This window comes from Streptomyces sp. NPDC027185 (genome assembly GCF_055567035.1).
The window spans coordinates 342,888-356,993 of sequence record NZ_JBVHRF010000001.1 but is presented as its reverse complement, the minus strand read 5'-3'; the positions used below and the strand labels follow the sequence as shown (position 1 = coordinate 356,993).

Genomic DNA, 14,106 nt, shown 5'->3' with positions numbered 1-14,106 from the left:
CGTCCCGAAGGCCGCACGCCACGGCGCGCCCCGCCCCGAGCATCGCCCCGCACCCCCGCCACCTGCGGCATTTCGCCGGGGCGCGGACGAGCGAATCACCCTGCGGGCCACCGGCCCGTACGGCCCGGACCTCCGTGGGCGGATACGGGCGCGGCGGACGGGCGGCGCGGCCCCGTCCACCGGCCCGCCCGCGCGAGTGCTCACCGGACGGGCCGCTACGGGCCCGCCCCGGGGACGGCGCCCCACTTCCGCCACGGCGCACGGCGCCCCTCCCGCATGATCGGAAACCGGCCACCACCGGCCGGGAGGGGCCGCGGTCAGTCGCGGACCGGCAGCTGCGCCGCCAGATCGGCGGCGGCCCGTACCAGCGGCAGCGCCAGCAGGGCGCCCGTCCCCTCGCCGGCTGTGACGCCGTGGTCGAGCAGCGGGTTGAGCGCGATCCGGTCCAGCGCCTTGGCCTGCGCCGGTTCGCCGCTGAGCTGCCCGGCCAGCCACCAGTCCGGCGCGCGGAACGCCACCCGCTGCGCCACCAGCGCACACGCCGCCGACACCACACCGTCGAGGATCACCGGCGTCCGGCGCACCGCGCTCTGCAGCAGGAACCCGGTGATCGCCGTCAGGTCGGCGCCCCCGGCGGTGGCCAGCAGCGCCAGCTGATCGCCGAGGACCGGACGGGCCCGGCGCAGCGCGTCGCGGATCGCCGCGCACTTGCGCATCCACGCCAGATCGTCGATCCCGGCGCCGCCGCGGCCGGTCACCACCGACGCGTCGGTCCCGCACAGCGCGGCGATCAGCGTGGCCGCCGCGGTCGTCCCGCCGACGCTCAGATCGCCCAGTACCACCAGGTCGGTCCCGGCGTCGGCCTCCTCGTCGGCGACCGCCATGCCGGCCCGGAACGCCGCCTCGGCCTCCTCGGCGCTCAGCGCGTCCTCGATGTCGATCCGCCCCGAACCGCGCCGCACCCGGTGGCGGGTGACCTCGGCGGGCAGCTCCGCGGCGTCGCAGTCCACCGCCATGTCGATCACCCGCAGCCCGGCCCCGGCGCCCCGCGCCAGCACCGCCGCCGGGCCGGTGCCCTCCAGCGCGGCGGTGACCAGGTCCTTCGTACCGCCCGCCGGGCGCCCGGAGACGTTCAGCGCGGCCACCCCGTGGTCACCGGCGAAGAGCAGCACCCGGGCCCGTTCCAGCGGGCGCACCGGCACCTGCCGCTGCGCGGCGGCCAGCCATTCGCCCAGCTCGTCCAGGCGGCCCAGCGCCCCGGGCGGCAGGGCCAGCCGGGCACGCCGCTCCTCGGCGTCACGGCGCGCACCGCCGTCGGGGCGCTCGATCAGGTGGGCGAAGTCATCGAGATTCAGGGCGCTCATTGGGCGCAGATTACCGGCACCGCCCGCCACGGCCGCGCCCGGAGCACGCGCTGCGCCCACGCCCCGCCCCGCACCCCGCAGCCCCTCGCGGCGCGACCTCCCCGCGCCCCTTCACCGCGCGAACCGCACCTCGCACACCACCGGCGTCCACGCGCGCAGCGCCGGGAAGCGCTGCCCGTACCCGCCGGCCGCGCCCGGCAGCGCCAACCGGCCGCCCGGCGGCGGCAGTTCACGGACCGACGCGATGGCCGGATGGACGGCGGCGAGCGCGGCCAGCTGGCCGCGGTCCAGGCTCCAGCGGACCGCGCCGGACGGCGGACCGGGGGCGAGCGCCCGGTACCGGCGGGCCACCACCGCCGCCCGCCGCGGCAGCGCGTCGAAGACCAGCGCCCCGCCGGGCAGCCGCTCCGCGCACGCCGCCAGCAGCGCCCGCACCTCCCCGGGCGCCAGCCGCATCAGCAGTCCCGGCGCTGTCACGATCACCCCGCGGGACGGCTCGCCCACCGCGTCCAGCCAGCCGAAACCCTGCTCCGGACGGACCACCGTCCGGCGCCGCGCCCCGTCCGGCAGCAGCATCCGCCGCACCGCCGCCGTCTCCGGCGACAGCACCGAGAGCCAGTGCAACCGCCCGTTGTCCAGCCGCCAGTAGCTGGTGCCCAGCCCCTCACCGAGCGCCACCACCGTCGCCTCCGGATGCCGCGCCACGTACGCCCGCACCGCCGCGTCCACACACCGGGCACGCCGCCCCGCCGCCCGCACCCCGGGCGGATCGACCGCTCCGGGCCCCTCGGGCGCCTCACGCACCGGACGCGCGGCGGGTGCGGTGGTGCGGGCGTGGGCCCGCGGCGCGGTGCGGTGGCAGGCGCCGACGGGGGCGGCGGTCCCCGGCGCCGTGCCGGGCCCCGTCCGCGCGGTCGGCCCGGTCAGCTCCGTCAGCTCGGATTCGGTCACCGTTCAAGAGCACCCGCCGCCGGGCCGCCGGGCAAGCGGACACGTCCCCCGGCGGCCGCGCGTCATCCGCGCAGCGCAAGCGGCTGCCCGGCGACGACCAGCAGCACCTGTTCGCACTCGGCGCCGAACGCCGCGTTCAGCCGCCCCAGTTCGTCCCGGAACCGCCGCCCGGCCGGGGTCGCCGGCACCACCCCGGACCCCACCTCGTTGCTGACCGCCACCACCTGCCTGCGCGTCGCCCGGACGGCCGCCACCAGCGCGTCCGTCCGCTCCCGCAGCGCCCGCCGGCCCCCGGCCTCCCACGCCGCGTCGTCCCACGCCCCCACCTCGTCCATGGCGTGCGTCAGCCACAGCGCCAGACAGTCGATGAGCAGCGGGGACGCGTCGAAGACCCGGTCGGCGGGGTCCTCGCCGCCCGGTCCGGGCCGCCGGTCGGCGCCCGGCTCCCGCGCCGGACCGAGCGGCGCCCCGCCGGTGCCCCGCGCCCCGCCCGCCAGCAGCGGCACCAGCTCGCAGGTCTCGGCGGTACGCCACCCCGGGGGCCGCCGCTCCCGGTGGAGCGCCACCCGCTGCGCCCACTCCACGTCGCCGTCCCGCGTCCCGCCGGTCGCCACGTACAGCACGTCCGGGAAGGTCTCCAGCCGCCGCTCGGCCTCCGCCGACTTGCCGCTGCGCGCGCCGCCCAGCACCAGCGTCCGCCGCGGCAGCTCCGGCGGCGCCCCGACCGGGAACTCTCCGGCCACCACCGTCGTCCCGTCCGGCACCGCCCGCGCGCCCGCCGCCGCCAGCCTGCGGTGCAGCTCCGGGCCGGGCGGCACCGTGTGGTCGAGGTGGACGGCGATCACATCGGTCGCCGCGTCCACCGCCCCGCTCGCCCGCAGCCGCGCCAGCGCGTCCGGCCGCCCGACGACGTCCAGCAGCACCAGGTCGTACGGACCGGTGCCGCCCATCGCCTCGTAACCGCCCGCCGCCGCACCGTTGACCGGCCCGGCGGGGGCGGCGCCCGGCGGCAGGTACAGCAGCCGCTCGCCGCCCCCGCCGCCGATCTCGTACCCCGTCCCGGGGATGTCCACGGCGATGGCCCGCACCCGGTGCCCGTCCAGCAGCGCCAGCTCCCGCCCGTCCGCGACCCGGCCCGGCTGCGGCAGCCCCGCCGGGACCTCCAGCGCCGGACCGTCGTGCGGATGCGACAGCAGCACCTGCCGCACGCCCGCCAGCGACCGCCCCGCGCGGGCGGCGGCGAACGCCGGGCCGGGCGTCAGGTCGATGAGCAGCGCGCCGTCGATGAGCAGCGCGGTCGCCGCCCGCGCCTCGTCGCCGACGGCGGTGGCGCAGGCCGCGCACGGGCAGCCGGGGCGCGGCAGCCCCCGGGGGGCTCCGGTGCCGAGCAGTGTCAGTTCCACCCGGCGATTTTCCCCCGGACCGGGTCCCGCAGCGCGCCGGGGGACCTCTCGACACGGCCGATAGGCTGCTGCCCGCACCACCTACGACCAGCAGGACAACACGCTCAGCAGCACATCACGGCACGGCGGACCGGGCCCCCGGCGCGCCCGCCGCGCCCAGGACCCAGGAGGCGGACATGGCGTGGACGTGGCGGTTCGAGACGGCGGACGGTACGGAGGCGACACCCACGGTGGAGCCGGAGGAGTTCACGACCCAGGGCGACGCCGAATCCTGGATCGGCGAGGAGTGGCAGACCCTCCGCGACGGCGGCGTCGACCAGGTCCGCCTCTTCGAGGACGGCACCGAGATCTACCCGGCCCCGATGAGCCTCCACGCCGACGAGGGCTGACCGGCACCGAAACACGACGAGGCCCGCGCCCCCTGCACCGGGGACCGCGGGCCTCACGTCGTCACACCGGGCGCGTCAGCCGCCCCGCACCCCGCACAGATGCAGCAGCCCGGCGACCGTACGGTACGGATCGCTCCGCCCGGCCCGCTCCTCCGCGCTCAGCAGCAGCTCCCGGCGGCGTGCGGCGTCCGCACCGCCCTGGGCGGGCACCTGCGGCGCCGCGTCGGCCGAGGCGTCCGTGAAGACGCCGACGCCGTACCACTCCTGGAGCGGGGCGCCGATCCCGGCGAGCGAGGCGGTCAGCGCGTCCAGCCCGGACCGGGGGCCGCCCTCCGGCGCCTCGAACGCGGCGAGCACACCGTGCCAGTCCCCGGCGAGTCCGGGCCGCATCGCCGCGGCGCCGGTGTTGCGGACCACGAGGGACAGCAGACCACCGGGGGCCAGCACCCGCGCCAGACCCGCCAGATGCGCGTCCGGGTCCCGCGCGCCGCTCAGCAGCCCGTGGCAGAGCACCACGTCGAACGAGCCGGGCAGGAAGTGCGCACCGGTGTCCCGGCCGTCCCCCTCGACCAGCCGCACCCGCTCCCGGATCCCGTCCGGCTCCGCGGCCAGCGCGGCCCGTACGCCCTCCAGCGCACCCGGATCCTGCTCCAGCGCCGTGACGTGGTGCCCGGCGCGGGCCAGCCGCAGCGCCTGCACCCCGTCGCCCGTCCCGGCATCGAGCACCCGCAGCCGCTGCCCCACGGGGAAGCGCCCGGCGATCTGCTCCTCGATCTGCCGCCCGAGCAGCTCCTGCCGTACGGACGGCCGGACGACGGGAGCGGCGGGACGCTCCGCGGCGACGGGCGCCACGGGGGCGCCCTGCTGCGCCGGTACGGCGGGAGCCGCTACCGGGGCCCCGGGGACGCCCGGCGCGGGCGGAACGGGCCCCGCGGCGGGTGCGGCGGTCGCGGTCAGGGCCGCTCTCCGCGCTTGACCTGCGGCTTCGGCAGCCGCAGCCGGCGCATCTGGAGCGTGCGCATGACCGCGTACGCCTTGACGCCCTTGTGGCTCTCGTTCGGGAAGCGCTCCTTGAGCTGCTTGCCCATACGGAACCAGATACCGATGGAGTCCAGCACGATCAGCACGATGATCACGAGCCAGAGCAGCAGGGCGATGTTCTGGATCTGCGGCACCCGGATCATGGTGAGCACCAGGATGACCACGGCCATCGGCAGGAAGAACTCGGCGACGCACCAGCGCGAGTCGACGTAGTCACGGGCGAAACGCCGCACCGGACCCTTGTCGCGCACGGGCAGATAGCGCTCATCGCCGTTGGCCATGGCCTCACGCTGCTTGGCCATGTCGGCGCGGCGCGCCTCACGCTGCGCCTTCGCCGCGTCCTTGCGGTTGGCCGGCGTGTGGGCACGCGTGCGGCGGTTGGCCTGCGCTTCACTGCGCTTCGGCGTCGGGCGGCCCTTGGGGGCCTGCGGGTCGCGGGGCTGCTGGGGCTGGTCCGCGGTCACCTTGGCGGTCGCGGCCTGCTCATCCTTCGAACGGCTTCGGAACACAACACCCAAGGGTACGGGGTCGGCGGGTGTGAGCGGCGGTCCGAGCGGGAACGATCCGGCAACGGAACGGACCGGTCACACCGTGCGGAACGGGACCGACCGGACGTGACCGCGGCCCTTCGGAGGCGCGCCTCCACCCTGTGCCGGAGCAATCCTCGTCCTGGAGGAGGAGCACATCCGGCTCCGAACAGTGCGGTAATGGAACCAGGGCCCGTACTGTGGGGTCTGTAGGTGTGCTGGAGTCCAACGCCCGAGGTAATTCGGTCAGAAGGGGGCGCGCGAGGCCCATGAGCGGTGTCATGAAGCGGATGGGGATGATCTTCCGCGCGAAGGCCAACAAGGCCCTGGACCGGGCCGAGGACCCGCGCGAGACCCTCGACTACTCGTACCAGAAGCAGCTGGAGCTGCTCCAGAAGGTGCGCCGCGGCGTCGCCGATGTGGCGACCTCCCGCAAGCGTCTGGAGCTGCAGCTCAACCAGCTCCAGGGCCAGTCCTCCAAGCTGGAGGACCAGGGCCGCAAGGCGCTCGCGCTCGGCCGTGAGGACCTCGCCCGCGAGGCGCTCTCCCGGCGCAGCGCGCTCCAGCAGCAGGTCACCGACCTCCAGACGCAGCACCAGAACCTCCAGGGCGAGGAGGAGAAGCTGACGCTGGCGGCCCAGCGGCTGCAGGCCAAGGTCGACGCCTTCCGCACCAAGAAGGAGACGATTAAGGCGACGTACACCGCCGCCCAGGCCCAGACCCAGATCGGCGAGGCGTTCTCCGGCATCTCCGAGGAGATGGGTGACGTCGGTCTCGCCATCGAGCGCGCGGAGGACAAGACCGCGCAGATGCAGGCGCGCGCCGGTGCCATCGACGAGCTGCTCGCCTCCGGCGCCCTCGACGACCCGACCGGTATGGCCAAGGACGACATCACCGCCGAGCTGGACCGCCTCTCCGGCGGCAGCGACGTCGAGCTGGAGCTCCAGCGGATGAAGGCCGAACTGGCCGGTGGCTCCGGCGCCGGGCAGCAGGCCATCGAAGGCGGTCAGGGCGGCCAGGCGCAGCCCTCCGCCCCGCGGGACCAGCCGCGTTTCGACAAGCAGTGACCCACGCCGGCGGTTAGCCTCACAGGGATCGCCGGACCGCAGACGAGGGAGACCGTCGTGATCGTACGGATCATGGGGGAGGGCCAGGTGAAGCTGGACGACGCCCACTTCACCGAGCTCAACGCGTTGGACGACGAGCTGCTCGCCGAGATGGAGAGCGGTGACGAGGAGGGCTTCCGGCGGACGCTGGGCGCCCTGCTCGACGCGGTGCGCCGGCTCGGCACCCCGCTCCCCGACGACGCCCTCGAACCGTCCGAGCTGATCCTCCCCTCGCAGGACGCCACGCTCGACGAGGTCCGCGAGATGCTCAGCGACGACGGGCTGATCCCCGGCTGACCCCGGTCGGCGCCCGCCCCGGGCGCCCACTCCAGCGCAGCACGGACAGCGCCCCGGCCCCCGACGGGACCGGGGCGCTACCGTGTGCTCCCGTGACCCCTCCCGACACCGCCCGGGAAGCCCCGCGCCCCGGCCGCTTCCAGTGGCACCGGACGCACCCCCTGGCGTTCGACGCCGCCGTCGCCGTCTGCGCCCTCGCGGCGATCCTGTGCGGCGCGGTCGCCGACCGCCACGGTCCGCACGGCCCGCGGCTCGTCGGGCACCCGCCGGAGCCCGCCACCGTCGTCCTCGCCGTCCTGGCGTGCGCCGCGCTGGTGCTGCGCCGCCGCGCCCCGCGCACCGTCCTCGCCGTCACCGGCGCGCTCACCCTCGTCGAACTGGTCACCGCGACCGGGCACTCCCGCGCCCCCGTCGCCGGGGCGGCCGTCCTCGCGCTCTTCACCCTCGCCGCCCGCACCGACCGCCCCACCACCTGGCGGGTCGGCGTGCTCACCGGCGCCGCGCTGACCGCCGCGGCGATGCTCTACGGGCCCGGCCCCTGGTACTCCCAGGAGAACCTCGCGATCGTCGCCTGGACGGGGATGGCCGCCGCGACCGGCGACGCGGTCCGCAGCCGCCGTGCCTACATCGACGCCATCCGCGAGCGTGCCGAGCGCGCCGAACGTACCCGCGAGGAGGAGGCGGGCCGCCGCGTCGCCGAGGAGCGGATGCGGATCGCCCGGGAGCTGCACGACGTCGTCGCCCACCACATCGCGCTCGTCAACGTCCAGGCCGGGGTCGCGTCCCACGTCATGGACACCCGGCCCGACCAGGCCAAACAGGCGCTCGCACATGTCCGGGAGGCGTCCCGTTCGGCGCTCGGGGAGCTGCGCGCCACCGTCGGGCTGCTGCGTCAGTCCGACGACCCGGCCGCGCCCACCGAGCCCGCGCCCGGCCTCGGCGTCCTCGCCCCGCTCGTCGACGGCTTCGTCCGCGCCGGGCTCCCCGTCGACCTCCAGGCGCCGCGGTCCGTCCAGGGGCTGCCCGCCTCCGTCGACCTGACCGCGTACCGCGTCGTGCAGGAGGCGCTGACCAACGTCCGCAAGCACGCGGGCGACGGCGCGCGGGCCCAGGTCCGTATCGTCCGGGCCGGGGACGCGCTGACCGTCACGGTGCTGGACGACGGTGCCGGGCGGACCCCGGTGCCGCGCGGCCGGGCCGCGGACGGCGGCGGGGAGCCGGGCGGCGGGCACGGCCTCATCGGTATGCGCGAGCGCGTCCAGGCGCTGCGCGGCACCGTCGTCACCGGGGCCCGCCCGGCCGGCGGCTTCCAGGTGCGTGCCACGCTTCCCCTCCACCCCGCCCGTACGGAAGAGGCCCCGCTGTGACGATCAAGGTGCTGCTCGCGGACGATCAGGCGCTGCTGCGCAGCGCGTTCCGGGTGCTGGTCGATTCCGAGCCGGACATGGAGGTCGTCGGTGAGGCGTCCGACGGCGCCGAGGCGTACGCGCTGACCCGCGCGCACGTGCCCGACGTGGTCTTGATGGACATCCGGATGCCCGGCACCGACGGTCTCGCCGCCACCCGGCTGATCAGCCAGGACCCGCAGCTCGACGGCGTCCGCGTGGTGATCCTGACGACGTTCGAGGTCGACGACTACGTGGTGCGGGCACTGCGCGCCGGTGCGGGCGGCTTCCTCGGCAAGGGCGCCGAGCCGGACGAGCTGATCGCCGCGATCCGGATCGCCGCCGCCGGTGACGCGCTGCTCTCCCCGGCAGCCACCAAGGGGCTGATCGCGAAGTTCCTCGCCCAGGGGGAGGAGGGGCCCGAGCCCGGCGACCGGTCCGACGCCGGGCGGCGGCTGGCCACCCTCACCGGCCGCGAGCGCGAGGTCCTGGTGCTCGTCGCCCAGGGTCTGTCCAACGACGAGATCGCCGCCCGGCTCCAGGTCAGCCCGTTGACGGTGAAGACGCACGTCAACCGCGCGATGGCCAAGCTCGGCGCCCGCGACCGGGCCCAGCTGGTGGTCACCGCGTACGAGACCGGACTCGTACGCCCACGGGTGCAGTGAGCGCGCGGGGGGCGTACTCCGATCGCGGTACGCCCCGCCTGCGGAAACCGACCTGGGAGCGAGGGAAACGGGCCGCGGGGTGACCGAAGGTGTAACCGGGCCGCTTCCCGTGTCCGCCGGCGCCCGGACGGCCGGGGCGGCGCCCCGCCGCCGTGGCTGCCGCCCGGCCGCCGACCACTTCCGTCCCGCCGCCTTGAGAACCGAAGAAGGGCCGTCACCCATGTCCTGGCTGTCCCGCATCAGCCTCGTGCAACGGGGGCTGATCGCGCTGATGTCGATCGTCGCGATCGCCTTCGGCGCGCTGGCGATACCCCAGCTCAAACAGCAGCTCCTGCCCTCCATCGACCTGCCGATGGTCTCCGTGATCGCGCCGTACCAGGGCGCGTCCCCCGATGTCGTCGAGAAGCAGGTCGTCGAGCCGCTGGAGAACGGCATCCAGGCGGTCAACGGCATCAAGAGCGTCACCTCGACGTCGAGCGAGGGCTCCGGCGTCATCATGGCGCAGTTCGACTACGGCAACGATTCCAAGACCCTCGTCGCCGACGTCCAGCAGGCCGTCAACCGGGCGCGGGCGAAGCTGCCCAAGGACGTGGACCCGCAGGTCGTCTCCGGCGGTACCGACGATCTGCCCACGGTCGTCCTCGCCGTCTCGTCGACCGAGAAGGACCAGCAGACCCTCGCCGACCAGCTGAACCGTACGGTCGTGCCGGATCTCAAGAACATCGACGGCGTCGGCCAGGTCAACGTCGGCGGGGTGCAGGACCGGATCGTCGCGGTCACCCCGGACGACAAGAAGATGGCCGCCGCCGGGATCGACGCCGCCACGCTCGGCCAGGCGCTCCAGGCGGGCGGCACCTCGGTGCCGGCCGGTGCCTTCTCCGAGGACGGCCGCAGCCGGACCGTGCAGGTCGGCGCGGGCTTCACCTCCGTCGCGCAGATCAAGGACCTGCGGATCGCCCCGGCGCCCGGCGCCGGCGGCGCGGCGGGCGGTGGCCGGGGCGGCGGTCCGGTCCGGCTCGGTGACATCGCCACCGTCGCCGAGACGCCGGCCGTCCCGACCTCGATCACCCGCACCGACGGCAGGCCCAGCCTCTCCGTGACCGTGACGATGGACCAGGACGGCAGCGCCGTCGCCATCTCCGACGCGGTCAAGGACAAGCTCGACACCATCCGCGAGGATCTCGGCGCGGGCGCGAGCGTCACCATCGCCTCGGACCAGGGGCCGCAGGTCTCCAGGTCCATCGAGTCGCTGACCACCGAGGGGCTGCTCGGCCTGGCCATGGCCGTGATCGTGATCCTGCTCTTCCTGCTGAGCCTGCGCTCGACGCTGGTCACCGCGGTCTCCATCCCGCTCTCCGTCGTCCTCACGCTGATCGTGCTGTGGACCGGCGACCTCTCCTTGAACATGCTCACCCTGGGCGGTCTGACCATCGCGATCGGCCGGGTCGTCGACGACTCGATCGTCGTCCTGGAGAACATCAAACGGCACCTGGGCTACGGCGAGGAGCGGCGCGAGGCGATCCTCGCCGCCGTCAAGGAGGTCTCCGGCGCGATCACCTCCTCCACCCTCACCACCGTCGCGGTCTTCCTGCCGATCGGGGTGGTCGGCGGTATGGTCGGCGCCCTCTTCGGCTCCTTCTCCATCACCGTCACGGTCGCCCTGCTCTCCTCGCTGCTGGTCTCGCTGACCGTGGTGCCGGTCCTGTCGTACTGGTTCCTGCGCGCCCCCGAGCTCCCCGCGGGCACCGACCCCGAGCAGCTGCGCCGCGAGGCGGAGGAGAAGGAGGCGCGGAGCGCGCTGCAGCGGCTGTACGTGCCGGTGCTGCGGTTCGCCACCCGCCGCCGCGCGGTCAGCCTGCTCATCGCCGTGGTGGTCCTCGTCGCCACCTTCGGGATGGCGCCGCTGTTGAAGACCACCTTCTTCGACCAGGGGGCGCAGGACACCCTGAGCATCCAGCAGGACCTGGCACCGGGCACCAGCCTGGCCGCCGCCGACAAGCAGGCGAAGCGGGTCGAGAAGGTCCTCGCCGGCACCGCGGACGTGCAGGACTACCAGGTCACCGTCGGCTCCTCCGGGCTGATGGCGGCCTTCGGCGGCGGCTCCGGCGCCAATCAGGCGAGCTACCAGGTCAAGCTCAAGGACGCCGCCGACTCCGACAAGGTCACCGAGGAGCTCCGCGCGCAGCTGGCGAAGCTCGGCCGGGCCGCCGGCACCACCTCCGTCAGCGCGGGCGGCGGCGGCTTCGGCAACCAGGACCTCAGCGTCGTCGTCAAGGCCGGTGACGCCGATGTCCTGGCGAAGGCGAGCGAGCAGGTCCGCAAGGCCGTCGCGGGCCTGGACCACGTCACCGACGTCAGCAGCGACCTCTCGCAGTCCGTACCGCGGATCTCCGTGACGCCGAACGCGAAGGCCGCCGCGGCCGGTTACACCCAGGCCACGCTCGGCCAGGCCGTCGCCCAGGCCGTCAGCGGCACCCCCAGCGCCAAGGCCGTCCTCGACGACACCGAGCGCGACGTGGTCATCAGGTCCGCCCACCCGGCGACGACCGAGGCGGAGCTGAGGGACCTGCCGCTGCCGACGCCGGCCGGGGTGGCCCGCCTCGGCGACCTCGCCACCGTCAAGACCGTGGCCGGGCCGGTGCAGATGACCCGGATCGACGGCGCCCGCTCGGCGACCGTCACCGCCAAGCCCACCGGTGACAACACCGGCGCGGTCTCCGCGAAGCTGCAGAGCGAGATCAAGGCCCTGAAGCTGCCGGCCGGCGCGACCGCGACCGTCGGCGGGGTCTCCCAGGACCAGGCCGACGCGTTCGGCAAGCTGGGGCTGGCGATGCTGGCGGCCATCGCGATCGTCTTCCTGCTGCTGGTGGCGACGTTCCGGTCGATCGTCCAGCCGCTGATCCTGCTGATCTCGATCCCGTTCGCCGCCACCGGAGCGCTCGGTCTGCTGGTCGCCACCGGCACGCCGATGGGCGTCCCGGCCATGATCGGCATGCTGATGCTCATCGGCATCGTCGTCACCAACGCGATCGTGCTGATCGACCTGATCAACCAGTACCGGGCGCAGGGCTACGGCATCGTCGAGGCGGTCGTCGAGGGCGGCCGGCACCGGCTCCGTCCGATCCTCATGACGGCGCTCGCCACGATCATGGCGCTGCTGCCGATGGCGCTCTCGCTCACCGGCGACGGCGGCTTCATCTCGCAGCCGCTCGCGGTGGTCGTGATCGGCGGTCTGATCACCTCCACCCTGCTCACCCTTCTCCTCGTCCCGACGCTCTACGCGATCATCGAGCTGCGCAAGGAGCGCCGGGCGAGGAAGAAGGCGGACAAGCGGGCCCGCAAGACCGGCAACCCGCCCGCCGACGGCGCCCGCGACGACGAGCGCGCCCCGGAGCCGGCCGGCGTCTGACGTCCCCGGGGGACCGGGCACCCGGCCCCTCCGCGAGCGGGAAGCCCCCGCGACCGCATCCGGCGGTCGCGGGGGTTTCGGCGTGTGCGGGGCGGGACGGCCGCGCCGGGGCGGGCTGTGGGGTGCGGCGGGCCCGGGGCAGGCCGGGCCGGACGGCCCGGTCCGGGGCGGCCTGGCGCGGCCCCCTCCGGCCGACGCACCGGCGCCCCCGCCGTCACCTGCTCCCGCCCGTCACCACCTCGCCCGGACCACCGCCCCCCCTCACCACCGCAGCGCCGTGAAATCCACCGGCCGGGGCCGCATCTGCTGCGCCCGCTCGGTCAACTCCCGCAGCCGGCGGGCCATCTCCGCCTCCGGCAGCCGCTTGCGGTCGCCGTGTCCGGGCAGCAGCCAGGAGAACCGCAGCCGGTCGGCGGTCCGGGCCAGCGACGCGGCCAGCTCGGTGACGGAGTACCAGGTGACGCTCTCCGCCACCTCCAGATCGCCGGTCGTCCGCGACCAGTAGAAGCTGTCGCCGCTGAAGCAGTACCGGTCGTCCGCGATGTAGAGCACACTGCCGCGGGTGTGGCCGGGCAGCGGATGGGCCACCAGCCCCTCGGCGATCTCCACCGGACCGGTGCCCCGCAGGACCTGATCCGCGTCCGGCGCCGCGTCCAGATCGCCCTCGTGGATCCACAGCCGGGCCCCGAAGCGGTCGGCGTAGCGGCGGCCGTGCGCGGCGTGGTCCCGGTGGGTGAGCAGCACCTCGGTCACCGGCCCGTCCGCCGTGAACCGCGCGGCCAGCGGTTCGGCGAACCGGGGCGTGTCGATCATCACCCGGGTGCCGTCCGGCCGCCGCAGCAGATACGCGTTGGCGCCCGCGGTGCGCGGCGAGTTGTGCCCGCACAGGCTGACCGCGTCGTCCAGCCGCAGCGGGTACGGATCGTGCTCCGCCGCCACCCGCCCGCCGCGCCGCCGCACCGACCGCGTCGGGCAGGCGAACGCCACCGCGTGCATCCGCCGCTCCTCCGCCGCGTCGCGCGGCTGCCGGACCACCTCGGACCTGCGGCCGATCTCCTCGATCAGCTCCGGCGCGAGCTGCCGCGCCACATCGCAGTTGGTGCACCGGCCGTCCACGTACCAGTCCCCGCCGTCCGCCATGCCCGCCACGTCCGCCTCCTCGACCCCTGTGACCTATCGGTCCTTCACTTCCCGGGCCCGAGACTTCCGCACCACGCGAGGAAAGAGGAAGGGGGACAGGACCTTGTTTCTGCTGGTCGTGGCCGCTCTGACCCGGGGGCTCCCAGGCCGTGTCCGCGGGCGGGGGGGACGGGTCCCGTACGGACCGCGCCCGCACGGCCGTGGCTACGATGGCGCGATGAGCGACGACACCGGCGACGCCACCTCCGAGAGCGGCTCCGGCGCGTCGCGCGGCTCCGGCGGGGGCCTGCCGAGCCTCGACACCCTGCGCCTCCTCGCCCGTTGGGAGCCCTGGGCACTGCTGCTCGCACTGGCCGTGCTGGCCTTCGTCTTCTCCTGAGCCGGAGCCCGCGGCGGCCGCAACCGTACGGCGGGTCCGGAAGTCTGTTC

Annotated in this window: 13 protein-coding genes; 7 read left to right on the top strand and 6 right to left on the bottom strand. The window is 75.3% G+C overall.

The features are described 5' to 3' along the window. Window positions 1–317: 317 nt before the first annotated feature. The 3 genes from cobT to ACZ4M8_RS01520 all read right to left on the bottom strand — a co-directional run bounded on the left by cobT (window position 318) and on the right by ACZ4M8_RS01520 (window position 3,718). Window positions 318–1,364: a nicotinate-nucleotide--dimethylbenzimidazole phosphoribosyltransferase gene (gene cobT, locus ACZ4M8_RS01530; RefSeq protein WP_467602407.1), complete on the bottom strand. Its 1,047-nt coding sequence runs from the start codon at window positions 1,362–1,364 to the stop codon at window positions 318–320. A 111-nt stretch (window positions 1,365–1,475) separates the two neighbouring features. Further along, window positions 1,476–2,315, bottom strand: coding sequence for a class I SAM-dependent methyltransferase (locus ACZ4M8_RS01525; RefSeq protein ID WP_467602405.1), 840 nt, complete (start codon window positions 2,313–2,315; stop codon window positions 1,476–1,478). Window positions 2,316–2,377: 62 nt separating this feature from the next. Then, window positions 2,378–3,718 carry a bifunctional adenosylcobinamide kinase/adenosylcobinamide-phosphate guanylyltransferase gene (locus ACZ4M8_RS01520; protein ID WP_467602403.1) on the bottom strand — a complete coding sequence of 447 codons (1,341 nt, stop codon included), beginning with the start codon at window positions 3,716–3,718 and terminating at the stop codon, window positions 2,378–2,380. 176 nt (window positions 3,719–3,894) lie between these two features. Between ACZ4M8_RS01520 and ACZ4M8_RS01515 the strand changes: the two genes are divergently transcribed. Beyond that, on the top strand, window positions 3,895–4,107 hold the full coding sequence (locus tag ACZ4M8_RS01515) for a hypothetical protein (protein WP_467602401.1): 213 nt from the start codon (window positions 3,895–3,897) through the stop codon (window positions 4,105–4,107). A gap of 75 nt (window positions 4,108–4,182) precedes the next feature. Here the strand turns inward: ACZ4M8_RS01515 and ACZ4M8_RS01510 are convergent, their stop codons facing one another. Beyond that, entirely contained in the window at window positions 4,183–4,959 is a 777-nt protein-coding gene (locus ACZ4M8_RS01510) for a class I SAM-dependent methyltransferase (protein ID WP_467602399.1), read from the bottom strand. Between the two features lie 101 nt (window positions 4,960–5,060). Next, complete coding sequence (locus ACZ4M8_RS01505) at window positions 5,061–5,657, bottom strand: DUF3043 domain-containing protein (RefSeq protein ID WP_467602397.1); 597 nt, start codon at window positions 5,655–5,657, stop codon at window positions 5,061–5,063. A 287-nt stretch (window positions 5,658–5,944) separates the two neighbouring features. On the opposite strand from ACZ4M8_RS01505, the gene ACZ4M8_RS01500 reads away from it, so the two are divergent. The 5 genes from ACZ4M8_RS01500 to ACZ4M8_RS01480 all read left to right on the top strand — a co-directional run bounded on the left by ACZ4M8_RS01500 (window position 5,945) and on the right by ACZ4M8_RS01480 (window position 12,537). Further along, window positions 5,945–6,742, top strand: coding sequence for a PspA/IM30 family protein (locus tag ACZ4M8_RS01500; RefSeq protein ID WP_467602395.1), 798 nt, complete (start codon window positions 5,945–5,947; stop codon window positions 6,740–6,742). Between the two features lie 57 nt (window positions 6,743–6,799). Then, window positions 6,800–7,078 carry a PspA-associated protein PspAA gene (gene pspAA / locus ACZ4M8_RS01495; protein ID WP_467602393.1) on the top strand — a complete coding sequence of 93 codons (279 nt, stop codon included), beginning with the start codon at window positions 6,800–6,802 and terminating at the stop codon, window positions 7,076–7,078. A 92-nt stretch (window positions 7,079–7,170) separates the two neighbouring features. Continuing rightward, entirely contained in the window at window positions 7,171–8,445 is a 1,275-nt protein-coding gene (locus tag ACZ4M8_RS01490) for a sensor histidine kinase (protein WP_467602391.1), read from the top strand. Next, window positions 8,442–9,128 (top strand): response regulator transcription factor, encoded by a 687-nt coding sequence (locus ACZ4M8_RS01485; RefSeq protein ID WP_467602389.1) that lies wholly within the window; start codon window positions 8,442–8,444, stop codon window positions 9,126–9,128. Before ACZ4M8_RS01490 ends, ACZ4M8_RS01485 begins: the two co-directional genes overlap by 4 nt. Before the next feature lie 220 nt (window positions 9,129–9,348). Beyond that, a complete protein-coding gene (locus ACZ4M8_RS01480; RefSeq protein WP_467602387.1) occupies window positions 9,349–12,537 on the top strand; it encodes an efflux RND transporter permease subunit in 3,189 nt (1,062 codons plus the stop codon). A 261-nt stretch (window positions 12,538–12,798) separates the two neighbouring features. Here ACZ4M8_RS01480 and ACZ4M8_RS01475 read toward each other — a convergent pair whose 3' ends face one another. After that, window positions 12,799–13,677, bottom strand: a complete 879-nt coding sequence (locus ACZ4M8_RS01475) for an MBL fold metallo-hydrolase (RefSeq protein ID WP_467603421.1) — start codon at window positions 13,675–13,677, stop codon at window positions 12,799–12,801. A gap of 217 nt (window positions 13,678–13,894) precedes the next feature. Between ACZ4M8_RS01475 and ACZ4M8_RS01470 the strand changes: the two genes are divergently transcribed. Continuing rightward, window positions 13,895–14,056, top strand: coding sequence for a hypothetical protein (locus tag ACZ4M8_RS01470; RefSeq protein ID WP_467602385.1), 162 nt, complete (start codon window positions 13,895–13,897; stop codon window positions 14,054–14,056). Window positions 14,057–14,106 lie beyond the last annotated feature (50 nt).